The organism is Kitasatospora sp. NPDC008050 (genome assembly GCF_042957465.1).
In the GTDB taxonomy this organism is placed as follows: Bacteria; Actinomycetota; Actinomycetes; order Streptomycetales; family Streptomycetaceae; genus Kitasatospora.
On sequence record NZ_JBIBIJ010000014.1, the window covers coordinates 173,749 to 199,659 of the forward strand.

Here is a 25,911-nt window from a genome sequence, read left to right on the forward strand (position 1 = left end):
CGGGGCTGAACGTACTGTCGGCGACGCCGACGGTACGGACTGTACGCGATTCGGCGGGCCGGCTGACAGGCCGACAGAGCGACCGGGCAGCGGGCCGGCCGACCGGCCGGCGGGGGCGAGCGGGCGGCGCAGCGACCGGCCGGCAGTGGACCGCAAGGGGAAAGCAAGCGGTACGGCAAGCCCTCCGCAAGGCGGTCCGCGTACGGTCGCTTCCGCGACACCACCTGCACGTCACGAAGGGCCCTGCGATGACCTCCACTCTGCTGCTGTGCTTTCCGCACGCGGGCGCGGGGCCCTCGTTCTTCGTGCCCTGGCGGTCGCTGGCGCCGGCCGGGCTCGACGTCGCGCCGGTCGCCCTGCCCGGCCGGGAGCAGCGGCTGGCCGAGCCGCCGCTGCGCCGGGTGGCGGACGTGGTGGCGGACGTGCTGCCGTGGGTCCGCGAGCGGGCCGCGGAGCACCAGGGCGTGGCGCTGTTCGGGCACGGCCTGGGCGCGGTGCTGGCGTTCGAGGTGGCGGGCCGGCTGGCCGCCGAAGGCGCACCGGCGCCGCGCGGCCTGTTCGTGAGCGGCGCGGCGGGCCCCGCGAGCCGGCTCGGGCCGGGTGCCACCGGCCTGCCGGACGCGGAGTTCCTGGACCACGTGGAGCGCGCCGAGGGCTACCGCCGCCCGGCCTTCGACAACCCGGCCCTGCGGATGGCGCTGCTGCCGGTGCTGCGGGCCGACATCGCGATGCACGAGCGGTACCGCCCCGCGGCGCGGCGAAGACTGAACGTCCCGATCACCGCGATCCGCGGCTCGCAGGACCAGTTGATCGGCGCCGAGCGCCTGGCGCAGTGGCGCGACCACACCGCGGCGGACTTCCGGTCCGCCTGCCTGCCCGGCGGGCACATGTACCTGCTCGACTTCCCCGCGGCGCTGCTCGGCCTGATCGACGGCCGGCTGCACCACCGCGTCCCGTCCGCCCGGTAGCGAAGGACCTCAGCCCGGGGCCCGCCGGTCAGCGGCCTCGATGGCACTCAGAAAGGAACCAGGTGTCCGGAATCGCCGGCTGGATCGACTTCGAGCGGGACGTGGCGCGCGAGCGGCACGCCGTCCTCGCCATGACGGCCTCGCTGGCCGGGCGCGGCCCGCACGGGGAGGGGATGTGGGCCTGCCCGCGCGCGGTGCTCGGACAGCGCGGCACCGGCGCGGTGTACGAGACCGACGGCGGCAAGCCGCTGGTGGTGGCCGAACAGGGCCGACCGGTGGCGGTGATCAGCTACGACGGGTCGGTCTCCAACATCGCCAGGCTGCGCCGGCAGCTGACCGACGCCGGCGAGCGCTTCAGCTTCGGCAGCGAGGCCGAGGTGGTGCTGCGCGCCTATCTGCGCTGGGGGACGGCGGGGGTGCGGCGGCTCGACGGCATGTTCGCGTTCGCCATCTGGGACCTGCGGGTCAGTCAGCTGGTCCTGGTCCGGGACCGGCTGGGCATCAAGCCGTTGAGCTACCTGCCGCTGGAGGCCGGCGTCCTGTTCGGCTCGGAGGCCAAGGCGGTGCTGGCGCACCCGCTGGCCGAGGCCCGGGTGGACGCCGACGGGCTGCGCGCCGTGCTGACGGCGATCAAGGTGCCCGGGCGCGGCGTCTTCCGCGGCCTGCGCGAGGTGCCGCCGGGGCACCTGGTCCAGGTGGGGGTGAGCGGCATCCACACCGAGGCGTACTGGCAGCTGCGGGCGGCCCCGCACACCGAGAGCCTGCCGGAGACCCTGGACACCGTGCGCCGCCTGCTGACCGGCGCGGTCTCCTCGGCCATGGCCGGCGAGCCGGCGCCCGGGATCCTGCTCTCCGGCGGCCTGGACTCCAGTGTGGTGGCCGCACTGGCGGCGGGCCGGACGCCGGGCGGCGAGCCGCTGCGGACGTTCACCGTGGGGATCGGCGTCAACGCGGACAGCGTGCCGGACAGCCCCTACGCGGCCCAGGTGGTGAACCACCTGGGCACCCGGCACCTCGAAGCGGCACTCGACCCGGAGGTGCTCGCCGACCCGGTGGTGCGCACCGCGGTGCTGATGGCCAAGGACCTGCCGACGCCCTACGGGGACCGGAACATCACGCCCTACCTCTTCTTCCGCTCGGTGGGCGAACACACCCGGGTGGCGCTGTCGGGCGAGGCGGCCGACCCGGTGTTCGGCGGCTTCGACTGGGCCGGGGAGCAGGAGGTGCTGGCGGCCGAGATGTTCCCCTGGCTGACCCGGGCGCGCCGGCTCGGTCCGACCCGCGGCCTGGGCGCCGGGCTGCTCGACCCGGCGCTGCTCGACTGGCTGGCCCTGGACGGCTACTGCGCCGACCAGTACCAGGACGCGATCGCCGAGGTCGAGCACCTGCCGGAGTCCACCGGCCTCGAACGCCGGATGCGCGAACTGGGCCACCTGCACCTGACCCGGTGGCTGGACCCGCTCCTGCTGCACTCCGAACGGCTGGGCACCGCGGCCGGCCTGGAGATCCGCTACCCGTTCTGCGACCACCGCCTGGTGGAGTACCTCTACAACACGCCGTGGGCGATGAAGACGTACGGCGGCCGGGCGAAGGGCCTGCTGCGCGCGGTGGCCGGGGAGCTGCTGCCGCCCGCGATCCTGGCCCGGCCCGGGGCGCCGTTCCCCGCGACCTACGACGACGGCTACACCACACACCTGCGGGACGCGCTGGCGGGCGTGCTGGCCGACCCGCACGCGCCCGTCACGGCGCTGCTGGACACCAAGGCCGCGCGGGCCTTCGTGGAGGACCCGCGACTGGTCGACCGCGGCGGCTGGCCGGACCGGGCCGACGTCGAGATGGCGCTCCAGCTGAACACCTGGCTCGACCGGTACGGGATCCGCCTGACGCTCTGAGCCCCGGACCGGGCCAGGCCAACCCTGGCCCCGGTCACGCCCGGCACGGCCCCACCACTGGCCCGCCGGGCCGATCGCACGCAGCCCCACCGAAGGCGAGAAGCAGCATGACAGACCGTCCGAACACCTCCCGGCCGGCCGGCTCCCGACCGACCACGCCCCGGTCGGCCGGCTCCCGGCTGGACACCTCCTGGGGCGACGGCGCACCGGCCGCCCGGAGCCGGCCGGTCCGGTGATGCCGAGCAACCCACTCCCCCGCCGCAGCACAGCCCCGCACCTCCGGATGGAGACCATGGCGACCAGCCCGCGCCCGCAGAACCCCTGGCACGTCCCCGGGGTGCCCAGCTTCCTGGAGGACCTCTACCGCGGCGAGTTCCGCTGGGACCTCATCCACCCCTTTCCGGTGCAGGACAAGGAGGACCGGCTGGCCGGCGAGCGCGTGCTGGCCGCCTTCGGGGCGCTGCTGCGCGAGCGGGTGGACCCCACCGAGGTGGACACCGAGCGGCAGTTGCCCGCCGGTCTGCTGGAGGCGCTGGCGGCCGGCGGGTACACCCGGCTCCGCAGCGCCCCCGAACTCGGGGGCCTGGGCCTGTCCGGGATGAACGCCTTCCGGATCGTCCAGGCGGCCGCGAGCTGGTCCATGCCGGTGGCGCAACTGCTCTCGGTGCACAACACCGTCGGCGTCGGGGCCTATCTGCCGGCCCTGCCCCCGGGGCCGCTGCGCGAGGCGCTCGGCGCCCGGGTCCGGGCCGGGCACCTGTGCGGCCACGCGGACACCGAGCCGGCCGGTGCCGCCAACCGGCAGCGCGGCACCAGGGCCGTCCCGGTCGAGGGCGGCGCCGCGTACCTGCTGACCGGGCAGAAGGTGTTCACCAGCAACGCCCCGGTCGCGGGCATGCTGAGCGTGACCGCGACGGTGCGGGAGGCCGGCGGCGACCGGGTCCGGATCTTCTTCGTGGACACCACCAGCCCCGGCCTCACGGTCGCCGCGCAGCACGAGTTCATGGGACTCAAGGGGTTCCCGCTCGGAGCGATCACCCTCAAGAACGTGCGGGTGCCGGCCGAGCTGATGCTGGCCGAGGAGGAGCAGGACCAGGGCGTGGCCCCGGAGCCGAACCAACTGATCGTCCGCGGCCGGGTGCACACCATCGCGGCCCCGGCGCTGGCCCTCGGCCGGCTCTGCCTGCACTGGTCGCGGGAGTTCGCGGGCCGGCGTCAGGTGGACGGCCGCCCGCTCGGCTCCTTCGAGGAGATCCAGCGCATGATCGCGGCCACCCTCGGCGAGGTCTTCGCACTGGAGACGCTGGCCCAGTGGTGCCTGCTGGGCGAGGACGCCCAGCCGGGCGAAGGGGCGGTCAACCTGCGCTACGAGCAGCTCGCGGCCAAGAACCTGTCCTCGGTGACCTGCTGGCGCATCGTCGACCGGACCATGTCGCTGCTGGGCGCCGAGGGCTACGAGACCGCGCGGAGCAAGGCCGGCCGCGGAGCGCCACCGCTGCCGCTGGAGCGGGCCTTCCGGGAGGCCCGGGGCCTGCGGATCGCCTGCGGGGTGGACTTCCAGCTCGACAACTGGGCCGCGCAGCTGGGCGTCCTCGGCTGCTACTACCCGGAGCCGGCGAACGCGCGGGCGATCGAGTCGGAGCCGGCCGATGTCGGCTGCCTGGACCACGCCGACCTGACCGAGCCCAACCTCGGCCACCTGCGGTTCACCGCCCACCAGGTCAAGGCCTTCGCCCGGACCTGCCTGGCACTGGTCCGCCGCCACCCGGATCCGCGGGAGCTGTTCGAGCAGGAGCACCTGCTGATCCAGCTGAACCAGGTCGCGGGCGAGCTGCTGCTGATGTCCCTGGTGCTGGCCCGGACCTCGCGGAACGGCCGGCTGGGGCCCGAGAGCACCCAGGAGCTGGCCGACCTCTACTGCGCGGCCGCCCGGCGGCGGATCGACGACCTGTGGCGCCGGATCACCGTGGAGCAGCCCAGCGGGCACGCCGACGCCAGCGCCGCCTGGCTGAGCGGCGAGCGGTGGGCGGACCTGGTGTCCGACGTGCTGACCGACACCCCGCCGGCGGCCGGCTGACGACGGGTCCGGGGCGGGCACGGGGCGGGCACGGGCCGGGTCCGGGCGCCCTTTACCCGGGCGCGGTCCGCGTGTTACTTGTTGACAAGCGACTGGGCTTGCGCCGAGGGCGGTGCGGCCACGCTGCGTGCCTGTTGGATACTCCTCGGTCATGTGCCATGATCCAAAGCAGGTGGTGACGACACGTCTCGTCGCTGACCCGGGGCGGCGATCCAAGGGGGCGTATGTCTGAGTCCGGCGGTCTTCGCTTGCGCGTGTTCGGACCGATGACGGCGCAGCTCGGCGACCGCGAACTCCCGCTGGGGCCGCCCCGGCGACGCGCGCTGCTCGGCCTGCTGCTGATCCAGCTGGGCCGGACCGTCTCCACCGGCCAGCTGGTCGAGGAGCTGTGGGGCGAGCACCCGCCCCGGCAGGCCAAGGCCTCGCTGCAGAGCTACGTCTCCCACCTGCGCACCGCGCTGGCGCCGAAGGCCGAGCCGGGCGGCGCGGAGCCGCTGGTGCGGCACGTCGCCTCGGGCTACGTGCTGGACCTGGACGAGGACCAGGTCGACGCCTACCGCTTCGAGCGCCTGGTCGCCCGGGGCCGCCGGCTGCAGCGCGAGCACGAGTTCCCCGCCGCCCGCGCGCTGCTCACCGAGGCGCTGGACCTGTGGCGCGGGGCACCGTACGCCGATCTGACCGAGTACGGGCCGCTGGCCGGCGAGGGCGCGCGGCTGGAGCAGGTGCGGCTCACCGCGGTGGAGACCCGGGCCGACGCCTGCCTGATGCTGCGCCAGCCCGAGGCGGTGGTGGCGGAGCTGGAGCGCGAGGCGGGCCGGTATCCGCTGCGCGAACGCCTGGTGGGGCAGCTGATGACCGCGCTGTACCGGCTCGGGCGGCAGGCCGACGCACTCTTCGTCTACGAACGCACCAGGGCCAGCCTGCTGGAGGAGCTCGGCGTCGCGGTCAGCGAGGAGCTGCAGGACCTGCACGGCGCGATCCTGCGCCAGGAGCTGGACGGCCGCGGCAGCCCGTCCGGCGAGGCCGAGCGGGCCTGCGTCCATGAGCGCGCCCCGGAGCCGCCCGCCTTCACCGAGGCGCCCAAGACCCGCGGGTTCGCCGGGCGGGAGGGCGAACTGCTGGAACTGCGCTCGCTGGTGGCGGACACGGTCGCCGGCGACGGGCGGGTCGCGGCGGTCCTGGGCGAGGCGGGGATCGGCAAGACCCGGTTGCTGCTGGAGCTCAGCACGCCGTTGAAGAACCGGGATCCGGACGTGATGTGGGGACGCTGCTTCGCCGGCCAGGGCGTCCCGCCGTACTGGCCGTGGGCCCAGGTGCTGCGTCAGCTCTCGGCGCGCCGTCCCGAGGACTTCACGGCTGCCGCCACCCGCTTCGGCACCGCGCTGGCACCGCTGATCCCCGAGCTGCTGCCGGCGACCGAGCAGCAGTCGCCGGAGGAGGCCGGCGCCCAGGAGCGGTTCCGCACCTACGACGCGGTCTGCGAGGTGCTGCTGGCGCTGGCCGACCGGAGTCCGCTGCTACTCCTGCTGGAGGACCTGCACTGGGCCGACGCGCCGTCCCTGGACCTGCTGCGGCTGCTCACCACCCGCCAGCACGGGCGGCCGCTGGGCCTGGTGATGACCGCCCGGGACAGCGACATCGGGACCAACCCGGTCCTGGCCCAGAAGCTCGGCGAGGTGCTGCGCGACCCGCGCACCGAGGCGCTGCGGCTCGGCGGCCTCTCCGAGGCCGAGGTCGGGGTGCTGGTCCGCAGCAAGGCGGGCTCGGGCATCGGCGCCGCCGTGACCCGCGCGCTGTACGAACGCAGCAAGGGCAACCCGTACTTCGTCGCCCAGCTGCTCTCGCTGCTGGGCGGCACCAACGGGCTGCACGATCCGCACGCCGCCCGGCTGCTGCTCACCCGGGTTCCCTCGGGGGTGCGCGAGGTGCTGCGCCAGCGGTTCGCCACGCTGCCCGCCGAGGCGCTGCGGACGCTGCGGACCTGCGCCGTGCTGGGCACCGAGGTCGACCTGCGGCTGCTGAACGAGATCACCGGCGAGGACCGATCCACCCGGGCCGCCGTCGAGTCGGCGGTGCTGGCCCAGTTGCTGCGCGCCGACTCCCACCATCCCGACCTGCTGCACTTCACCCACGCGCTGGTCCAGGAGACCCTCTACGAGGAACTGGACCAGGAGCAGCGCGCCCTGCTGCACGCCCAGGTCGCCCGCACCCTGCTCGACCGCTCGTACGTGCCGGACGAGGACGTCGAACAGGTCGCCCACCACGCCTGGGAGGCGGGCTGCGAGATGCCCGCCAAGGAGGCACTGCCCTCGCTGCTGCGCGCCGCCGAACAGGCCGAGCAGCGGCTGGCGTACGAGCAGGCCGAGACCTGGCTGCGCCGGGCGATGTGCCTGCTGCGCGAGCTGCCGGCCGGCAACCCCGCGACGCCGGGGCTCGACCAGCGCCTGCAGATCCAGCTGGGCCAGGTGCTGGCCCTCATCCGGGGCTACGGCGACGCCGAGGCCGAGATGGCCTTCAACCGCAGCCGCGAACTCAACGCCGTCACGGGCACGCCCGACCGCCCCTCGGTGCTCTGGGCGCTGTGCGCCGCACACCTGGTCACCGGGCGGTACCAGGAGTCGCTGGCGTTCTCCGGACGGCTGCGGGAGATGTCCGCGAGCGATCCGGACCCGGTGGCGGTGCTCGGCGCCGCGTACGGCCAGGGCATCGTGCTGCATGTGCGCGGGGACCTGCCGGAGGCGCTGGCCGAGCTGGAGCGGGGCGTCAGCGCGGCGGATCGTTTCTGCAGCGGGCAGGGCAACACGCTGGCGAAGGCCTTCCAGCACGACCCCCGGGTCTCCTGCCGGTCCTACAACGCCTTCACGCACTGGCTGCTCGGCGACCAGCGGGCCGCGATGGAGCGCCGCGAGGAGCTGCTCGCGCTGTCCGGCCGCGACGCCCGGCCCTCCGACCGGTCCTTCGCGCTCTACGTGGACGCGGTGCTGGCGGGGCTGGAGGGCGACGTCGAGCGGGTCGAGCGGTCCGGCGCGCTGGGCGTGGAGGTGGCGGCCGAGGCCGGGCTGCGGTACTGGAAGGCGATGCTGGAGGTCTGCCTGGGCTGGGCCGACGCGCACCGCGGCGAGGGCTGCGCCGGGGTCGCCCGGATCCGCGCCGCCCTCGCCGTGCTGCGCACCAGCCGGACACTGCTGCGGCTGCCGCTGCACCTGGGCCTGCTCGCCGAGGCCCAGCACCACGCGGGGCAGCTGGCGGACGCCCAGGTCACGCTGCGCTCGCTGATCGCGGAGGTGGAGCAGCGCAGCGAGCACGTCTACCTCAACCCGCGACTGCCCGCGGCGCGGCTCAGCGCGGAACTGCTGGGGACGGACGTCCGGGTGCGGTAGGGGCGGGATCGGGGCTGAGGTTCTCAGAGCAGCGCGGCGGTGGCGGCCGCGCACCCCCAGGAGAGCGTGACGCCCGCACCGCCGTGGCCATAGTTGTGCACCAGCCGGGTGCCCGGCAGGGTGTGCTCGTCCACCGCCAGCCGCACCCCGCCGCGGCGGGCCGGGCGCAGGCCGACCAGGTGGCCGGTGACCTCGGCCCCGGACAGCTCGGGCACCGCGGCGGTGCAGCGACGCAGGATCGACTGTGCGGTCCGCGGGTCGACGGCGGTGTCCCAGCTGTCCTCCTCGAAGGTGCCGCCCAGCACCACGTCGGTGCTGCGCGGGTGGACGTAGGTGTAGCCGGCCGGGTGGCCCTCGATCCGCAGCGAGAGGCGCAGGCCCGGGTTGCGGACCAGCACGATCTGGCCGCGCACCGGATACACCGCCCGGTCGGCGCAGAGCAGGCGGGCTCCCAGCCCGCTGGCGTTGACCACGGCGGGCGCCCAACCGGCCAGCTGGGCAAGGGAGTCGAGGCGCTGCTGGACCACCCGGCCGCCGCCTTCGCGGAACCGGTCGAAAAGCCGGCCCAGGTAGCGCGGCATCTCGATGGAGGGCGCGGTGAACTCCCAGCCGTGCCGGGTCGGCCCGCCCGGCCGGGCCGGGGCGGGCGCCGTCAGGGGCCGCAGGTCCGGGACGGGCGCCGCCCACCACGGCACGGGCGGGCCGTCCTGCCCGGTGGGTGCACCGGACCCAGGCGATTCGGTGAGCATCCGGGTGGGGCTCATCGTCACCCCCGGCACGCCTTGGGCGGCCTGGCGGGCGAACTCGGCGTAGCTGTCCGCCGACCACCGCGCGACCTGGTCCCCGCCCGTCATCCCGGTCGGATACCAGACGGCCGCCGCCACGGCGGAGGTGGTCGACAGCGGCAGGGCGTCGGCGACCACCATCACCCGGGCCCCCTGCTCCTGCAGACTCAGCGCGCTGGTCAGGCCGACCACTCCGGCGCCGACCACTACCACGTCCAGCATGCGTACCCCTGCTTCCCGTCGCTCCGAGTCGATCTGACGCATCGTCAGCACATGCCGGCGGATCACCGCCGGACCGATCACCGCCGGACCGATCACCGGCGGATGGAGGACAGCGTGACCGGAGCACGCGGCACCCGTCCAAGACCAGCCCTGGCGCCGACGATAAGCCGCGCTTATCATCGCCCGCATGGACCTCCGACAGATGCGCTACTTCACGGTACTGGCCGAGGAGTTGAACTTCACGCGCGCCGCGCGGCGGCTGCACATCGCACAGCCCGCGCTGAGCCAGCAGGTCAAGGCCATGGAGCGGCAGCTCGGCGCCCGGCTGATCGAGCGCGGCACCACCGGCTGCACCCTCACCGCGGTCGGCGCGGTGGTGGCCCAGGAGGCGCGGCAGGTCCTCACCCGGGCCGCGGCGGCCGAGGAGCGGATCGCAGCCGCGGTCGCCGGGCGGCACGGCCGCCTGAACCTGGCCTACACCCGCTCCGCGCGCGGGGGCCCCACCGACGCCCTGGTCACCGCCTTCCGTGACCGCCACCCCGACGTCGACCTGCGGCTGCAGACCGGCTGGACGGCCCACAACGTGACCCTGCTGCTCGCCGGGCAGCTCGACGCGGCCTTCGTCCGCCCGCCGCTCGACGTCCCCGATCTGGCCTGCCTCCTGCTCGCCGAGGAGGAACTGCTGCTGGCCGTCCCGGCCGACCACCCCCTCGCCGCCACCCGCTCCCGGATCAGCCGCCGCCGGATCGCCAACGAACCGGTGCTCCTGTGGCCCCGCGAAAACGGCCCCGGGATGCACGATCTGATCATCCGTCAACTCTGGCCCGGGCACGGCCCGCGGATCGTGCGCGAGGAGCCCGACGACGAACAGCTGCTGCTGGCCGTGGCCGCCGGCCACGGCGTCGCCCCGATCCCCGCAGGCCGCGCGCACACCCTGCGCGTTCCGGGCATCCGGCTGCGCCGGCTCACCGCCCCGACACCCACGGTCGGCCTCGGTCTGGCGTACGATCCGCGCGTCGAGTCACGCCCGCTGCGGCTCCTGCTGGCCCTGGCGGCTCACAACCGGTAACACCCGAGAACCGACGAACACGAGGGGGCCCTGATCGATGCCTGCCCGCCCACTGCGATCCAACCGCGACTTCACCATCTTCTGGGGTGTCCAGGCGCTCTCCGAACTCGGTAACGCCTTCTCGCTGGTGGCACTTCCGCTGCTGGTGCTGCACACCACCGGTTCCGCCGCGCAGATGGGACTGCTCACGGCGATCGCCGGCGTCGGGTCCATGCTCACCGGCCTGTTCGGCGGCGCCTTCGCCGACCGGTTCGACCGCCGCAGGATGCTGATGCTCAGTGACACCGCCCGGATGGTGCTCTACGGAGCGATCCCACTCTGCTGGGCGATCAGCCCGCAGATCTGGGTGCTCTACGTGGTGATGGCCCTGGCCTCGGTCTTCGAGATGATGTTCAGCATCACCTACGTGACCGCCGTCTCCAACCTGGTCGACCGGGAACAGATCACCGAGGCCAACGGCAAGTTGGAGGCGACCAACGCCATCGCCTACATCGTCGGGCCCGCGCTGGCCGGGCTGGTGGCCGGGCTGTTCGGCGCCACGGCCGCGATCGCGATCAACGCAGCGAGCTTCGGCATCTCGGTGATCGGCCTGGCGCTGATCCGGCTGCGGCCCACTGAACGTCCCGCGGCCGTGGCGACCGAGGAGGCGCCGGCGCGGCAAGGCCGGCGCAGGATGCACTCCGGCTTCATGACCGGCGCCCGGTTCCTGTGGCACAACCCGGTCCTGCGCGCGCTCACCGTACTGCTGACCATCGCCACCTTCCTCAATCTCGGCATGACCGACGTGCAGATCTACCAGATCCGCCACGGCCTGGGGCAGAGCGAGCGGACGGTCGGCTACGTGCTCGCGCTCTCCGGCCTGGGCACCTGCATCTCGGCTGCCGCCACCGCCCGGCTGCGCCGCAGTTGGGGCTTCGGCGCCTGCTGGATGGCCTCCTACACGGTGTGCGGGCTGGCGGTGCTGCTGCTCGCGCTCACCGGCAGCGTGACGATGGTGGCGGCCTCGGCCTTCCTCTACGGTTTCGGGATGTCGCTGGCCGGCATCTGCTCGATGTCGCTGCGCCAGCAGGTCACGCCGGACCACCTGCTGGGGCGGGTCACCTCCGCGTTCTGGACCATCCACAGCAGCCTGGCTCCGCTCGGCGCTTTCCTGCTGACCGCGCTGGTCGGGCGGGTGGGCGCCCGCGGCCCGCTGCTCGGCGTGGCGGCGGTCCTGCTGGCCCTGGTGGGTGCCGCCCTGTTCACCCCGATCCGGCAGCGCTCCCCCGAGCAGACCTTCGTGGTGCCGACGCCGAGCCCCGAGGTCTGAGACCCGAGACCCGAGACCGGGGCGAGCTGCCGTTGGCACGATCCAATCCGTACGCCATCCTTGACTCGACGTCACGCGATCCGGCCCCAACCGCCCCTGGCGGCAGGCCGGTAGCGCGAACTCAGGTGGGGACGGGGACGAGGAGGGACGGATGACGGACTCGCGGGATCAGCAGGGCTGGGCGAGGCGGGTGTTCGGCGGCGCGCGGCGGGACCGGCGTGCCCTGGCGAACCTCGACGCCCTGCACGGCACGCTCGCCACCATGGGCATGGGCTACCGGGACGTGGTGGAACGCCTGCTGGCCCTGGTCGACGGCGGGCGGGTCGAGGAGGCCGTCCAGCTCGCCGAGCAGGCACGCGCCGGCCGGGAACCGGGCAACCGGGCGGCCGCCGAAGTCATCACCGCTCTGCTGGAGTTGGCCGAGGAACGGTACTCCGAGGCGCTGGCGGCCGCCGACCGGATGGTGGCCCTCGCCGGAGCCGAGGCGGCGCCCGAGGCCGCCTACTACCGCGGCATCGTCCACTTCCAGCTGGACGACCGGCCGCGCGCGATCGAGCAGTTCACGATCGCCGCCACCTCCCCCGTCGCCGCGATAGCCACCTCCGCCGCACTCACGCTCAGCCGCCTCTTCGTGGCGGAGCAGGACGACGGGAGCGCGCTGCCCGCCGAACTCGGCCGGCAGGGGGACGCGGTGGCGGACGCCGTCCCCGCGAGCGGGCCGACGGGCGTCACGGACTCCCTGGCCGCGGTCAAGGCGATGATCGAACTGGCGGACGAGGCACGGTCCAAGGGCGATCAGCAGGAGGCCGAGCGCCTGCTGCGCACCGCCGTCAGCTCGTCCGTCGCCCCCTACCGTCAGCTGGCCGAGGTGCGGCTCGGCGGGCTGCTCAGCGAGACCGGGCGCGTTCCGGAGGCCGTCACGCTCTGGCTCAAAGCGGCCGAGGGCCCGGATCCGCAGCTGCGGCAGGCCGTCGCCGAGCAGTTGGGCCACACGCCGTTCGTCGACGCCGGGTTCCTGGTGCACGCCGACCCGGCGATCGTGCTGCCGCTGCTGCCCGATGCCTGGGGCTCGGCCGGGCGGCTGGGGGCGGCGGTCTACCAGGCCTCCGCCACCCGGCACCGGGACGCCGGCCCGGCGGTGCGCCGCCAGCTGCTGGCGCTGGACGCGGCCCGGTACGGATCGCCGGTCCTGGCCGCGCGGATCGACGCCGTGCCGGTACCGGACGAGCCCGCGACGCACCGACGGGTCGCGTGGTCCAGCGGCACCCAGCTCGGTGCCTTCCGGTGGACCGCGACCGGCCACGAGGAGGGCGTCCGGTCCCTCGCCACCACGACCTTGGACGACCGGCCGGTCGCGGTCACCGGCGGCGGCGACGGCACCGTCCGGCTCTGGGACCTGGCCGGCGGCACCCCGATCGGCGAGCCCATGACCGGCCATCGCGCAGCGGTCCGGGCGGTGGCGACGGGCGAGGTGGCGGGCCGTCCGGTGGCGATCAGCGGCGGCCACGACCAGGCGATACGGATCTGGGACCTGACGACCCGCCGGCTGCTGCACCCGCCGCTGACCGGCCACCGCGGCTGGGTGACCGGCCTGGCCACGGCGGAGCTGCGCCACCGCCCCGTGCTGGTGAGCTGCGGCGACGACCGGACCGTGCGGCTCTGGGACCTGACCACCGGCGCCCCGGTCGGCGAGCCGCTGTACGACCACAGCAGGGCCGACGGCCCGCTGGGCGGCAAGCTGCGGGCGGTGGCGACGGTGCGGCTGGGCCGGCGGACCATCGCGGTGACCGGTGACAACAGCGGGACCGTCCGGGCCTGGGACCTCACCAAGGGACGCCGGCTGAAAGAGCCCGTCGCCAGTGCCGGCGGCGCGGTGGAGGCGCTGACCACGGTGCTGGGCGGCGGTCGGCCGCTCGTGGTCACCGGCGACTTCGGCGGCCGGACCACGCTGCGGGAGCTCGCGACCGGAGTGCGGGTGGGCCGGACCCTGGCCGGCGACGCCGGCTCGACGCAGGCGGTGGCCGTGGCGGAGCTCGGCGGCCGCCTCATGGTGGTCACCGGTAGCGCCAGCGGCATGGTGCGGCTCTGGGACGCGGACAGCGGGCAGCAGCAGGCCCACTCCTTCGCCGGGCCGCGCGGCCCGGTCTCGGCGGTGGCCACGACCGTGGTCGACGGGCAGCCGGTGGCGATCATCGGCTGTGCGGACGGCACGGTCCGCCGCTGGGACCTGCCCGGCGGCCCCCGGCCTGGCGATCCGCTGCCCGGTCACGGCGACACGGTGAACACCCTGACGGCCTCGGTGCGGCGCTGGGGCCCCGGCGGCAGAACCGTGGTGATCAGCGCCGGCTGGGACGGCACGGCCCGACTGTGGGACCTCACCACCGGCGCCCTCGTCGGCGAGGTCTTCGCCGGCCACGACGACCTGGTGTTCGGGGTGGCGACGGCGGTGCTCGACGTCCGTCCCGTGGTGGTCACCGGCGGACGCGACCGGAAGGTGCGGATCTGGGACCCGAGGACCGGCGCACAGCTGGGCGAGCCGCTGGAGCACGACACCGGCGTGGCCGCCGTCGCCACCGCCGTGCTGAACGGCCGCCCGATCGTGGTCACCGGCAGCTGGCGCGGCACCGTCCAGGTGTGGGACCTGACCACCCGACAGCCCCTGTACGAGCCGCTGACCGGCCATGAGGCCGACGTGAACGCGCTGGCCACCGCGGTGGTCGACGGCCGCCCGGTCGCCGTCAGCGGCAGCACCGACGGCACCGTGCGGATCTGGGACCTGGCCACCGGAACGGCGATCGCCGGGCCGCTGCGCGGTGGGGGCGTGGCAGGCGGGGGCGTGGCAGGCGGGGGCGTGGCAGGCGGGGGCGTGGCAGGCGGGGGCGTGGCGGACGCCCGCCCGGTGGACGAGGAGGACGGCGAGGACGGCGACGGCTTCGAGGACGACGAGGACGACTTCGAGGACGCGCCCACCGTCGCGGGTGTGGCCACCGTGCAGCTCGACGGCCGCCCGGTCGCGGTCACCGGCACCTCCGACGGCCTGCTGCGGGTCTGGGACCTGGCCACCGCCGCCCCGCTCGGCGAGCCCGTCACCGTCGCCGAGGACTGGCTGACCGCGGTGGCGGCGGGGGTGCTCGACAGCCGCCCCGTGCTCGTCGCGGGCGGTGAGGACGGCACGGTGCGGACCTGGGACCTGGCCACCCGGGCCCCGCTCGGTCCCGACCTGGTGCTGCCGCTGGGGGTCACGGCGCTGGCCGTGGCGCCGGGCGGCCGGCTGGCTGTCGGCTTCGGCTGGGAGGTCGCGGTCTTCGGGCCGCCGGCCCCCTCGTCCGCGTCCGGCTGAGAACGCGGTGACCGCTGCCGTCCCCGCGGACGGGGACGGCAGCGACCGGTGACCAGGCCTCAGACGCGGTCGGCGGCGATCATCAGGTAGTGGAAGCTGCCCTCCTTGTAGGCGGTGAGGAAGGGGTCCTCCACGCCGGTCGCCACCGAGGACTTGGCGCGCAGCTCCCAGTACGGGATGGTCGCGGCGGTCAGGTCGACCACACTGATCGGGATCAGGTTGTTGGCCGACATGGCGGCGAAGTACTCGCTGCGCGGGTGGATGTCGCAGATGTAGTGCGCGTCGATCTGGCTGACGGCCCGGGAGGGCTGGCGGCCGTGGAGGTCGTTGAAACAGCCGGTGATGGTGACGTAGCGGCCGCCGGGCTTCAGGACCCGGGCATGCTCGGCGAAGAGCTCGTGCAGGTCCACGTACATGGTGCTCTCGTTGTTCCAGATCGCCTGGAAGGTGGCGTCGGGAAACCCGTTGCCGAGCATGTTGCGGAAGTGGAAGGCCACCTTGTCGGCCACGCCCCGCTGCTGGGCCTGGTTGTTGGCGAACTTCACCTGCTCCTCGGAGATCGAGATGCCGTCCACCTGGCAGCCGAACCGCTGGTTGGCCACGAAGCTGGTGCCACCGCGGCCCGACCCGGCGTCCAGGATCCGGTCGTCGGCGCCGAGGGCGCCGAGCTGCTCCACCAGGAAGTCGGCCTGGGCGGCCTCCAGCCGGTGCATCTCCTTGATGATCCGCTCGTCGCGGGTGGCCTCGTCACCCTCCAGCACGGACCAGTCCACGTCACCGATGCCGTAGTGGTGGTGGAAGGTGCCGGAGACCTCGCCGAGCCGGATGTTGACCGGGTCCTTCTCCTGGTTCCAGTAATCGGCCACGGACTGCTGGTACTTGGTGGCCAGTACCGGGGCGGTGGTGTCGGAGATCGTCATGTGTCGGTCCTCTGGTCTCGTTGGATCGGGGATACCGCTCGTTGCGGTCGGGAAGGCTAGGCGTTGTAGCGGGGGCTGCTGGCGTGCCACTCCCGGTTGCCGCCGAGCCAGGCCCACAGGGCGCCCAGGTAGCGGGTCAGGATCGGGTCGCCGGTCAGCGTGAGGGCGGCCGAGGCCGCCTCGAAGGAGCGCACGAGTTCGTTGTGGAGTTCGACGGAGCGCCGGGTCGCCTCGACGAGCGAGCAGCCCTCCTCCGCCGCCAGCACGGTGGGCAGGTTGTACTCGACGCCCTGGGCGTCGCCCTCCTTGTGCATCGAGTAGATGTCGTTGAGCAGCACGGAGGCGAGGGCGGCCTGCAGGGTCGCGCGGCGCACGTCGGGGCGGCCGTAGACGTCGGCGGGCAGTTCGTAGCCGCCGACGGCGTCGACCAGGGTCATGCAGGGCAGGAAGCTGTTCATCTGACGGTTCGCCAGGTATTCGGAGACCGACGGCGCGCTGCCGCCGATCCGCCAGCCCGCCTCGGCGTCCATGCCGAGGAAGAGGCCGGCGATCTCCTGCCGGAGCCGGTTGACCTGCGAACCGCTGGCGTAGGCCGCCAGGTCCCGCACCGAGCAGCGCAGCGCGTTCAGCACGGGTTGCTCGCGCATCGAGCGCTCGTAGCGCTCCTGGTAGCGGCCGGGCAGCCGGGGCGGGTCGATCGCCGACTGGGCGAGCATCAACTGCGGCCCCAGGCGCTCGGGGTGGTCGCCGGTGGTGGCGTCCTCGCAGAAGTAGTCGTCGACCGCGAACTCCGCGGCCAGGCAGCGGCCGGCGGCCAGCAGCCGGTCCGGGTCGTCGGTGTCGGGGTGGGTCAGCATGAGGAGCCGGCCGAAGTCGGCCTGCCGGAACTTCTCGGTCCGGCCGGCGTAGATGCCCACCTGCCGGGTCCAGTCGACCAGGCGCTCGTTGACCTCCTCGGCCAGCGCGCGGTCGTCGCGCAGGTGGGGCGGGCAGTACAGGCCGGGGACGGCGCGGCCGCCGGTCTGCGAGACGGGGGCCGGTGGCGTGACGAACGGTGGCGTGACGGGCGGTGGCGTGACGGATGGTGGGGCAACGGCCAGTCGGGCGAGGGACGGTGGGGCAACGGCCGGTCGGGCAACGGTCTGCGGGGTGGCGGCCGGCAGGGTGGGGGCGGCCGCGGTGCGCGGGCGCAGCAGGTCGGTGATCCGGGCGGCTGAGGTGCCCAGGCCGGTCGGGCCGGTCGGAATCGTCCGGCCCGCCCCAGCGGCGGTGTCGAAGGCTGCCATCGGGTCTTCTCCTGACCGCCGGATCAGGACCGCGGCGCGGCGATGTCGACGTTCTCCAGGATGCCGACGGCGTCGCCCACCAGGATCGCCGCCGAGTAGTAGGCGGTGACCAGGTACTTCATGATCGCCTTGTCGTCGATGCCCATGAACCGGACGTTCAGGCTGGGCTCGAACTCGTCGGGGATCCCGGTCTGGTGCAGCCCGATGACGCCCTGGTCCTGCTCGCCGGTGCGCATCGCGAGGATCGAGGAGCTGTGGCCGGCGATCGGGATCTTGCCGCACGGGAAGATCGGCACGCCGCGCCAGGCGGGCACCTGGTGGCCGCCGACGTCCGTGCTGTCGGGGTAGATGCCGCGCTTGGTGCACTCGCGGAAGAACGCGGTGATCGCCTTGGGGTGGGCGAGGAACAGGTCGGTGCCGCGGCGCATCGACAGCAGCTCGTCCATGTCGTCCGGGGTCGGCGGGCCGGACCAGGTGTTGATCCGCTGGTCGTAGTCGGCGTTGTGGAGCAGGCCGAAGTCCCGGTTGTTCAGCAGCTCCCACTCCTGACGCTCGCGGATCTCCTCGACCGTCAGCCGCAGTTGCTGCTCCAGCTGGTTCATCGGCTCGTTGTAGAGGTCGGCGACCCGCGAGTGCACCCGCAGGATGGTCTGGGTCAACGACAGCTCGTACTCGCGCGGCGCGAGGTCGTAGTCGACGAAGGAGGTGGGGACGTCGGGTTCGCCCTGGTGGCCCGCGGCGATGGCGACCTCGACCTCGCCCTTGGAGTTGACCTTCCGCGCGGAGCTGGCCAGGAACCGGTCGACGTGGTCGCGCAGTTGCTCCGAGCGGTCGAACAGCTCCAGGAAGGTCGCCCAGGGCAGCACCATGACGGTGCCGGCCGTGCTGGCCCGCACGGTGGCCGTCCACCGCGGGTCGGGACGCAGCAGCGCCTCGTCGCCGAGGTGGTCGCCGTCGGACAGCACGCCGAGGGTCTTGCTGTCGCCGTACTTGCCGGTGGCGATCCGCTCGATCCGGCCGTGCGCGACGATGAACACCTCCTCGACCGGCCGGCCCTCCTCGACCAGCACCTCGCCGCTGCTGACGTCGCGCGGCGTGAAGCGGGCGGCCAGCTCGGTGAGCAGCGCGTCGTCGTCGAAGCCGCGCAGCGCCGGGATCTCGCGCAGCGTCTCGGGGATGATCCGCACATCATCGGCCCCGGCCTGGACGAAGCCGACCCGGCCGCGGCCGACCGCCAGCGAGAGCCGGCGGTTGACCCGGTAGGTGCCGCCGGAGACCTGCACCCAGGGGAGCTGCCGCAGCAGCCAGCGCGAGGTGATGCCGCGCATCTGCGGAGCGGACTTGGTGGTGGTCGCCAGGTTCCGGGCGGCGGCGGTGCTCAGGCTCAGCTGTGAGGGGGTGGGGCCGGGCACGAGACCCTGGGCGAAATCCGGATCCGCTGCTATCGACATCGGGGTTCTCCTGTGGGACGGGCCGGGTGGCGAGGGAGGGACCTGCGCGGGGCTGGTGTCGTACCGTCAGCCATAAATGGAGAAGGTCATTCCGGTTCGACGGCAGCCGACGCTACCGAAAACCGAACAGCGGGGAACGAAGATTCGACGCGAACTCGCCAACACCTGACACAGGTGTCCCTCTTGGCCACAGCAGCACCTTGTGGGACGCCCCGTCAGCAGTGCGGCAGGCCGGCCCGGCCCCCATGTCCGGCGGACGGCAGGGCAGTTGCCGATCCGCGGGAGGCACCCTCCGCAGCCGCGGGCGACCGGAACGTCACGGCTCACGGGCGGCGGATTCTGGCTGGAACTATCTGATCACGGTGCGTGATGGCCGCAGGGCATGCTAAAGGACCCGGCGGCGTCCCGGGGAGCGCCGCCGGGGCGCGGCGCCGTGTCGGGCCGGGGTGGGCCGGGGTGGGCCGCCGGGTCGGGCCGGCGCGGCCGGCGGGCCCGGGCCCGGATCAGGCCTGGCGCGACTGGCGGGCCCGGAAGGCCGCGGCCTTGGTGCGGTTCTGACACGCCGTCGAACAGAACTGGCGCGCGCCGTTGCGCGACCCGTCGACGTACACCCGGTCGCAGTGCGCGGCCTGGCAGACGCCGAGCCGGCCCGCGAGATCGCTGCCGACCGCCAGGGTCAGGCCGGCCGCGCAGCCCGCACTCCAGCCCACTGCCAACGAGTCGTCCGCGCCGTGGAAGTGGACCTGCCAGGGCTCGCCGGGGACCTGGTCGAGCTGCGGGCGGGCCCCGGTCGACAGCAGCAGCCCGTTCAGCACCCCCGCCGCCTCGTCGATCCGCCCCGCGCTCGCGGCCTCGAAGATCCGGCGCAGCCGGTGCGCCGTACCGGCGAGGTAGGCCGCCTGCTCCGGATCGATCGCGCGCGGACGCGTGCCCGTGCCCGTGCGCGGCAGCGCCGCGTCGACCGCCGCCGGCAGGTCGGCATCGTGCGGCGCTACATACGGCCGGCCGCGCGCCTCCCCGTCGGTCAGGGAGTTGACGAGCGAGACCGCCGCCTCCAGCAAGGTGGCGAGATGACTGTCGAACATCACTTGACCAGTTACTCCTTCCAGCCCTAGCGTTCGTCACTGACGATATCAGCTTAGCCAGTGACGAAACACGGGGTGACCCATGCCCACCCGGACGGGCCCTGGCGGCGGGCGACTGCCACGCGGGGTACGACTACTGATCGCCGCCCGAGCCGTCAACCGGCTCGGCGCCTTCTCCCTGCCCTTCCTGACGGTGCTGGTCAGCACCGAGTTCGGCGCCGGCCTCGCCACCGCCGGGCTGATCTCGGCCGCCTTCGGGCTCGCCACGATCCCCTCCCGACTGGCCGGGGGCCGGCTCGCCGACCGGCTGGGCCGCCGCCGCACGATCCTGCTCGGCCTCGGCGGCTGCGCGATCGCGGAGCTCGGGATCGCGGCGGCGGGCTCACTGACGGCGGTCGCGCTCTTCGCGGTGCTGCTCGGCCTGGTCTTCGAGCTCTACGAACCGCCGAGTCAGGCGATGATCGCCGACGCGGTCGAGCCCGCCGAACACGTCCGCGCCTACGGAGCGCTGAACGCCGCGCTGGCCGGCGCGGGCATGGGCGCCGGACTGCTCGCCGCCACCGTGGGGCGCCTGGACCTGCGCTGGCTCTTCGTCACCGACGCGCTGACCAGCCTGGCCTGCGCGATCGTGGTGCGCGCCGTGCTGCCCGCCGACCGCCCGCACCCGGCCGCCGACAGCGGCCGCGACCCGGCCGGCCGGTCCGCCTGGCGCGACCGGGCCCTGCTGGCCATGCTCGCCTGCGGCACCCTGTTCGCCGTGGTCTACCTCCAGGTCATGGTCTCGCTGCCGCTCTCCCTGGTCCGGCGCGGTCTCGCCGCCTCGCAGGCCGGCCTGCTGCTCACCGTCTCCGCCGTGACCGTGGTCGCCGGACAGCCGCTGCTGCGCCTGCGCCGGACCGCCGCGCTCCCGGCCCCCACCGCGCTCGCCCTCGGCTACCTCCTGCTCGCGGGCGGCCTGACCGGCTACGCGGCGGCGCGCACCCTGCCCGGGTTCCTGGCGGCCACCGTCCTGTGGAGCCTGGGCGACCTGCTGATGATGGGACGCATCTACGCCGCGGTGGTCGACCTCGCACCGGCCGAGGCCCGCGGCCACTACCTCGCCGTCTACGGCACCAGCTGGGGCCTGGCCGGCATCGCGGCCCCGCTGCTCGGCACCCAACTGCTCGCGCACGTCGGGGTGACCTGTCTGTGGAGCGTGCTGGCCGCCGGCTGCGTGCTGCTCGCCGCCGCGCAGCCCCTGCTCGGCCGGGTGCTGCCGGGCGGGGGCCGGCCGGCCGGTGCGGTCGGGCCGCCCTGACGGTGACCCTCCCGTGCCGTGACCGGACGACGCGGCGCCCGGGGACCACGCGGCGCCCGGGCGGGAGCCCGGGCGCCGCTACCGGCGGGCGGCTGCCGGCAGGCAGCTACCGGCGGGCAGCTACCGGCAAGCCGCTGCCCTACCGGTGGACCGGCCTACCGGACACCGGTCGCCGCCTCGGACGGGGCCGGGGCGTAGCCGGTGGGTCGGGCGGTGAAGGTGCCCCGGCCCTGGGTGCGGCTGCGCAACCGGGTCGCGTAGCCGAACAGTTCGGCCAGCGGCACCGTGGCCGTGACCGCCACCGTGCCGCCCCGAGCGGTCGAGCCCAAGACCCGGCCGCGCCGGGCCGCCAGATCGCCGAGCACCCCGCCCACCGCGTCCTCGGGCACCGTGACCGTGACCTCCACCACCGGTTCGAGCAAGGCCAGCGCGCAGGCGCGCAGCGCCTCGCGGAGCCCTTGCCGCCCGGCGGTACGGAACGCCAGCTCCGAGGAGTCCTTGGGATGGGTGGCACCATCGGTCAGGGTGACCAGCAGCCCGGTCACCGGGTGCCCGCCGAGCGGCCCGTCGGCCAGCGCGTCCCGGCAGCCGGCCTCCACCGCCCGGACGTACTCCTGCGGCACCCGTCCGCCGACGACGGTCGACCGGAAGACAAAGCCCTCCGGGCTCTCCCCCGCCGGCCCGGCATCCACCGTCAGTGGTGCTACATCGAGCACCACATGGGCGAACTGGCCGGCGCCGCCGTCCTGTTTGACGTGCCGGTGGACCAGGCCCGACACCCCGCGCAGCACCGTCTCCCGATAGGCCACCTTCGGCCGGCCGACATTGACCTCCAGCCCGTGGTCACGGCGGACCTTCTCCACCGCCACCTCCAGATGCAGCTCGCCCATCCCCGACAGGACCGTCTGACCGGTCTCGGGATCGGTGCGCACCGCCAGCGAGGGGTCCTCCTCGACCAGCCGCGCCAGTGCCGAGACCAGCCGCTCCGTCTCGGTCCGGCGCCGCGCCTCGACCGCCACCGAGACCACCGGGACGGCCACCGAGGGCGGTTCGAGCAGCAGCGGGGCCGCCGGTGCGCACAGGGTGGCACCGGCCCGCGCGGCCTTCGGCCCGATCACCGCGACGATGTCCCCGGCCACCGCCCGGTCCACCTCCGCGTGACGGTCGGCCTGCACCCGCAGGATCCGGCTGATCCGCTCGCTCCGCCGCGCGCCCACGTCCAGCACCGCCGCTCCCTTGTGGATCGTGCCCGAGTACACCCGCAGGAAGGTCAGGCGGCCGGTGCTGGTCGAGTTCACCTTGAACACCAGGGCCGCGAACGGTGCCGCCGGGTCGGCGGCGCGCTCCTGCACTACGTCGTCGGCATCGTCGCCGGCGCTGTCACCGACGCTGTCAGCACCGCGCACCGGCGGCACGTCCAGCGGCGAGGGCAGGTAGGCCACCACGGCCTCCAGCAGCGGCTCGATGCCACGGTTGCGGTAGGCCGAACCGCACAGCACCACCACGCCCTCGCCCGTGCGGGTGAGGTCGCGCAGCGCGGCGGCCAGCGTCGGCGCCTCGATCGTCCCGGTCGCGCAGAACTCCTCCAGCGCGCCCGGGTGCAGCTCCGCCACCGCCTCGACCAGCAGCCGACGACGACGCTCCGCCTCCGGCAGCAGGGCGTCCGGGACCGGGCCCTCGGCGAAGCCGTCACCGTCACCGTCCTCGTGGAGGTCGCGCCCGTCGGCCCAGACCAGCGCGCGCAGGCGCAGCAGATCCACCACGCCGGTGAACCCGTCCTCCGCGCCGATCGGCAACTGCACCACCAGCGGCGCCGGGTGGAGCCGCTCGCGGATGGAGGCGACCGCCGTGTCGAGGTCCGCGCCGGCCCGGTCCAGCTTGTTGACGAAGGCGATCCGGGGCACGCCGTGCCGGTCGGCCTGGCGCCACACCGACTCGCTCTGCGGCTCCACGCCCGCGACGGCGTCGAACACCGCGACCGCGCCGTCGAGCACCCGCAGCGAGCGCTCCACCTCGTCGGCGAAGTCGACATGGCCCGGGGTGTCGATCAGGTTGATCAGGTGACCGTCCCAGGCACAACTCACCGCCGCGGCGAAGATGGTGATGCCGCGATCGCGCTCCTGGGAGTCGAAGTCGGTGACGGTGGTGCCGTCGTGCACCTCGCCGCGCTTGTAGGTGGCGCCGGTCCGGTAGAGGATCCGTTCGGTGACGGTGGTCTTGCCGGCGTCCACGTGGGCCAGGATGCCCAGGTTGCGGACGGTGCCGAGGTTGTCGGTGTGCTGGGTGTGTTTGGTGTGCTGGGTGTGCGGGTTGGTGCGCATGGCCCATGGCCTTTCAGGGTGGTCCCGGAGCGGGCAGCGCGATTGCCGGACGAAACGGCCCGTGACCGGCCCGGGTGGGTCACCACCGGGCGGGGCGGGGTCAGGAGTTCGTCGCGGAGCTCCGGTGCCCGCCGCGCAGCGGGCACCGGGCGCACGAAGACACCAGGATCACCTCGTACCGGGACGAGGGAACGACGACAGCGGTGCGGTACCGCATGGCCACTCTCCCCTCAACTCGTCCCGGTGCGCGCCCCGCTGACGGTGCGGGGCGCGATCAGTGGCGAGCATAGTGAGGCCGGCCCGCCGGGGGCACCAGGTTTTCCGGCAGGCGACAGCGGGTCAGGCGGCCCCGAGTGCTTCCAGCGCCTCCAGTGCTTCCAGTGCTTCCAGTGCCTCAAGCGCCCGGGCGAGCACCTTCGCACGGAACGGATCCGCGGCGTCCAACGCGCGGGCCACCGCCACCGCCTCCTCCAACAACGCCCTTCGCACGGCGGGCAGTTCACGAACGCGTGGCGAGCCGCTCACCGCCACCAGCACATGGGCGAGCTTCGAGCCGTGGACCGCCGGGTCGACCTGGGTCAGCACCCGGTACACCCACAGCGCGTCCGGCCCGCGCAGCACCCGCCGATCGGTGCTCAACAGCTTCATCCGCGCCCGAAGTACGATTTCCCGATCCATCGCGACCCCCTCGTCCCAGCACCTCCCGGGCCGGTCCCCGCCGGCGGCGGGGCAGCACGGCGTCCGTGCCGGCGCCCGGAGACGGGCACCGGCACGTGAGCCGGGAGGTGGATGACGTCGAGTCTGCGGGCGTCAGGGTGCCCGGACAAGGGCGGAACCGCGTGCGCTGCGTCCTACCGCCGAAGCCCTGGACCAGGCATGATGGAGTCGACACGCTGCCGGCGGCTGCCGGGAGGGCTCAACTCAGATCGGCTCGACTCGACTCGGCTCGGCTCAGATCGGCTCAGCTCAGATCGGCTCAGCTCAGATCGGCTCAGCTCGGCTCGGCTCAGCTCGGCTCGACTCAGCTCGGCTCGACTCAGCCCTTCGCCTTGGCCAGCCGGCTCTTCAGCTCCAGGGCGCGGGAGAACTGGTCGTCGGCCGTGGTCGTCCCCTTCGGGAAGTCGACCTTCATCAGCGTCTGGTAGGCGTCCGGCCGGAACTCGGTCATCAGGAGCCAGCCGCTGCGCACATAGCTGGTGGGCGCGCTGTTCCCGGCCCCGTCCGTCCCGTCCACGCGGCCCGCGTAGTGGCCCGCCTTCGTGCTCATCACGTCCACGAAGGTGTTCGCGAACGGGGCCATCATGGCCGGGGTGATCTGGTAGCGGCCGGACAGGTAGGCCCGGTACAGACCCGCGGTGTCCAGGCTGCCGTGGTCGTTGTCCTCGATGTCGCCGCCCGACGGTGCGTACATCCACTTGTAGGCCGGCTTGCCCGCGCTGTCGGTGTACTTGTGCGCCTGCGAGAAGAACCAGTCCACGCTGGTCTGCACCAGCCCGTCGTACTTCGTGACCCGCTGCGGGTCGTCGCCCAGCAGCTGGTGCGCGATCGCCAGGTTCTGGAAGCCGTAGTCGAACATCATCTGCTGGTTCCACGGCACCGGCTGCCCGCCCTTGTAGGGCGAGTCCGACGCGAAGTACATCCGGTTGCCCTGCGAGACGTCCAGCAGCCGGGACAGGATGTGCTGGTCGACGGAGGTGTCCGCCTCGGCGACGAACCTCTTGGCCCGGTCGAGGTAGCTGGCGCCGTACCCGTGCGGGTCGCCGCCGGTCACGGGCTTGTCCCAGATGGCGGGGGTCTGCAGGATGAGCCGGGCGCAGTTGGCGAGGTGGCCCACCGGGTCGCCCTGCTCGCCACCGGTGCCGATCGGGTCGGTGGTGACGTTGTTGGGCCACGCGGGGCCGATGTCGCCGGTCCAGAGCACGTGCTGGCCGACCGGGGCCGCCGCCAGGTCGTCACGCTCGGACAGGACGGTGTCGCAGTAGCCGATCATCCGGTCGAGGATCGCCTGGTCGCCGGAGATCTCGTACACCATGCCCATGGCCTTGGTGTCCTCACCGCTGTGCCCCTGCGCCCACTGGTTGCCGATGTTGTCCCCGGCCGGGGTGAGCGTCTTGATGTAGGACTCGAACGAGTTGACCTCGTCCGGCGTGACCGGGCCGGTCAGGCTGCTGAGCTTCATCACCGGGTGCGCGCTCGCCGCCGACGCCGGCGCGGCCGCCACGGCTGCCGACGCCGACCCGCCTCCCGTGCACCCGAGCGCGAGCAGTCCCGCGCTCAGACAGATGAGTGTCGTGCTGCCGAGCAGGACCTTCGCGGGCTTCCGTGGCGCCATGTGCGGACCTCCTGATGAGCGGTCAGGCCTGCTGACCTGGTGAGCCGTTGTCCGGCACGGGCCTGGGGCGGGCGTGTCCGGACCGGGCCGGCCGGATGGCCGACGCCTGGGTTGACGGCGCTCGTACAGGTCCGGGTTCACCGCCGGTGCGGGCGGCGCGAGCGGCCCTGTTCCCGT

17 protein-coding genes are annotated in these 25,911 nt (G+C 73.9%); 9 read left to right on the plus strand and 8 right to left on the minus strand.

Annotation, left to right across the window (positions count from 1 at the left end):
• The first annotated feature begins 248 nt into the window (after positions 1 to 248).
• From ACFZB9_RS25610 to ACFZB9_RS25630, 5 genes are all read left to right on the plus strand, one after another.
• Positions 249 to 968 (plus strand): thioesterase II family protein, encoded by a 720-nt coding sequence (locus tag ACFZB9_RS25610; RefSeq protein ID WP_391450810.1) that lies wholly within the window; start codon positions 249 to 251, stop codon positions 966 to 968.
• Positions 969 to 1,030: 62 nt separating this feature from the next.
• Positions 1,031 to 2,860: an asparagine synthase (glutamine-hydrolyzing) gene (asnB, locus tag ACFZB9_RS25615; protein ID WP_391450812.1), complete on the plus strand. Its 1,830-nt coding sequence runs from the start codon at positions 1,031 to 1,033 to the stop codon at positions 2,858 to 2,860.
• Between the two features lie 107 nt (positions 2,861 to 2,967).
• On the plus strand, positions 2,968 to 3,096 hold the full coding sequence (locus tag ACFZB9_RS25620; protein ID WP_391450813.1) for a hypothetical protein: 129 nt from the start codon (positions 2,968 to 2,970) through the stop codon (positions 3,094 to 3,096).
• Positions 3,097 to 3,152: 56 nt separating this feature from the next.
• Positions 3,153 to 4,937 (plus strand): acyl-CoA dehydrogenase family protein, encoded by a 1,785-nt coding sequence (locus ACFZB9_RS25625; protein WP_391450815.1) that lies wholly within the window; start codon positions 3,153 to 3,155, stop codon positions 4,935 to 4,937.
• Positions 4,938 to 5,203: 266 nt separating this feature from the next.
• Positions 5,204 to 8,317, plus strand: coding sequence for a BTAD domain-containing putative transcriptional regulator (locus ACFZB9_RS25630; RefSeq protein ID WP_391450817.1), 3,114 nt, complete (start codon positions 5,204 to 5,206; stop codon positions 8,315 to 8,317).
• Positions 8,318 to 8,340: 23 nt separating this feature from the next.
• On the opposite strand, the gene ACFZB9_RS25635 is transcribed toward ACFZB9_RS25630, so the two are convergent.
• Positions 8,341 to 9,324 carry an FAD-dependent oxidoreductase gene (locus ACFZB9_RS25635; protein ID WP_391450819.1) on the minus strand — a complete coding sequence of 328 codons (984 nt, stop codon included), beginning with the start codon at positions 9,322 to 9,324 and terminating at the stop codon, positions 8,341 to 8,343.
• A gap of 187 nt (positions 9,325 to 9,511) precedes the next feature.
• Between ACFZB9_RS25635 and ACFZB9_RS25640 the strand changes: the two genes are divergently transcribed.
• From ACFZB9_RS25640 to ACFZB9_RS25650, 3 genes are all read left to right on the plus strand, one after another.
• On the plus strand, positions 9,512 to 10,393 hold the full coding sequence (locus tag ACFZB9_RS25640; protein ID WP_391450821.1) for a LysR family transcriptional regulator: 882 nt from the start codon (positions 9,512 to 9,514) through the stop codon (positions 10,391 to 10,393).
• 37 nt (positions 10,394 to 10,430) lie between these two features.
• A complete protein-coding gene (locus ACFZB9_RS25645) occupies positions 10,431 to 11,702 on the plus strand; it encodes an MFS transporter (protein ID WP_391450822.1) in 1,272 nt (423 codons plus the stop codon).
• A gap of 151 nt (positions 11,703 to 11,853) precedes the next feature.
• On the plus strand, positions 11,854 to 15,042 hold the full coding sequence (locus ACFZB9_RS25650; RefSeq protein WP_391450824.1) for a hypothetical protein: 3,189 nt from the start codon (positions 11,854 to 11,856) through the stop codon (positions 15,040 to 15,042).
• 59 nt (positions 15,043 to 15,101) lie between these two features.
• On the opposite strand, the gene ACFZB9_RS25655 is transcribed toward ACFZB9_RS25650, so the two are convergent.
• The 4 genes from ACFZB9_RS25655 to ACFZB9_RS25670 form a co-directional block, all read right to left on the minus strand.
• On the minus strand, positions 15,102 to 15,962 hold the full coding sequence (locus ACFZB9_RS25655) for a geranyl diphosphate 2-C-methyltransferase (RefSeq protein ID WP_391450825.1): 861 nt from the start codon (positions 15,960 to 15,962) through the stop codon (positions 15,102 to 15,104).
• Positions 15,963 to 16,018: 56 nt separating this feature from the next.
• Complete coding sequence (locus tag ACFZB9_RS25660; protein ID WP_391450827.1) at positions 16,019 to 17,248, minus strand: family 2 encapsulin nanocompartment cargo protein terpene cyclase; 1,230 nt, start codon at positions 17,246 to 17,248, stop codon at positions 16,019 to 16,021.
• Positions 17,249 to 17,271: 23 nt separating this feature from the next.
• The gene (locus ACFZB9_RS25665; protein ID WP_391450829.1) at positions 17,272 to 18,699 is read right to left on the minus strand and encodes a family 2B encapsulin nanocompartment shell protein; all 1,428 of its coding nucleotides are present in this window, start codon (positions 18,697 to 18,699) and stop codon (positions 17,272 to 17,274) included.
• Between the two features lie 503 nt (positions 18,700 to 19,202).
• A complete protein-coding gene (locus ACFZB9_RS25670) occupies positions 19,203 to 19,784 on the minus strand; it encodes a CGNR zinc finger domain-containing protein (RefSeq protein ID WP_391450830.1) in 582 nt (193 codons plus the stop codon).
• A gap of 82 nt (positions 19,785 to 19,866) precedes the next feature.
• Between ACFZB9_RS25670 and ACFZB9_RS25675 the strand changes: the two genes are divergently transcribed.
• The gene (locus ACFZB9_RS25675) at positions 19,867 to 21,081 is read left to right on the plus strand and encodes an MFS transporter (RefSeq protein WP_391450832.1); all 1,215 of its coding nucleotides are present in this window, start codon (positions 19,867 to 19,869) and stop codon (positions 21,079 to 21,081) included.
• A gap of 155 nt (positions 21,082 to 21,236) precedes the next feature.
• Here the strand turns inward: ACFZB9_RS25675 and fusA are convergent, their stop codons facing one another.
• The 3 genes from fusA to ACFZB9_RS25690 form a co-directional block, all read right to left on the minus strand.
• Entirely contained in the window at positions 21,237 to 23,402 is a 2,166-nt protein-coding gene (fusA, locus tag ACFZB9_RS25680) for an elongation factor G (RefSeq protein ID WP_391450833.1), read from the minus strand.
• A 339-nt stretch (positions 23,403 to 23,741) separates the two neighbouring features.
• Positions 23,742 to 24,050 (minus strand): hypothetical protein, encoded by a 309-nt coding sequence (locus tag ACFZB9_RS25685; protein WP_391450835.1) that lies wholly within the window; start codon positions 24,048 to 24,050, stop codon positions 23,742 to 23,744.
• Between the two features lie 388 nt (positions 24,051 to 24,438).
• Complete coding sequence (locus tag ACFZB9_RS25690; RefSeq protein WP_391450836.1) at positions 24,439 to 25,734, minus strand: hypothetical protein; 1,296 nt, start codon at positions 25,732 to 25,734, stop codon at positions 24,439 to 24,441.
• Positions 25,735 to 25,911 lie beyond the last annotated feature (177 nt).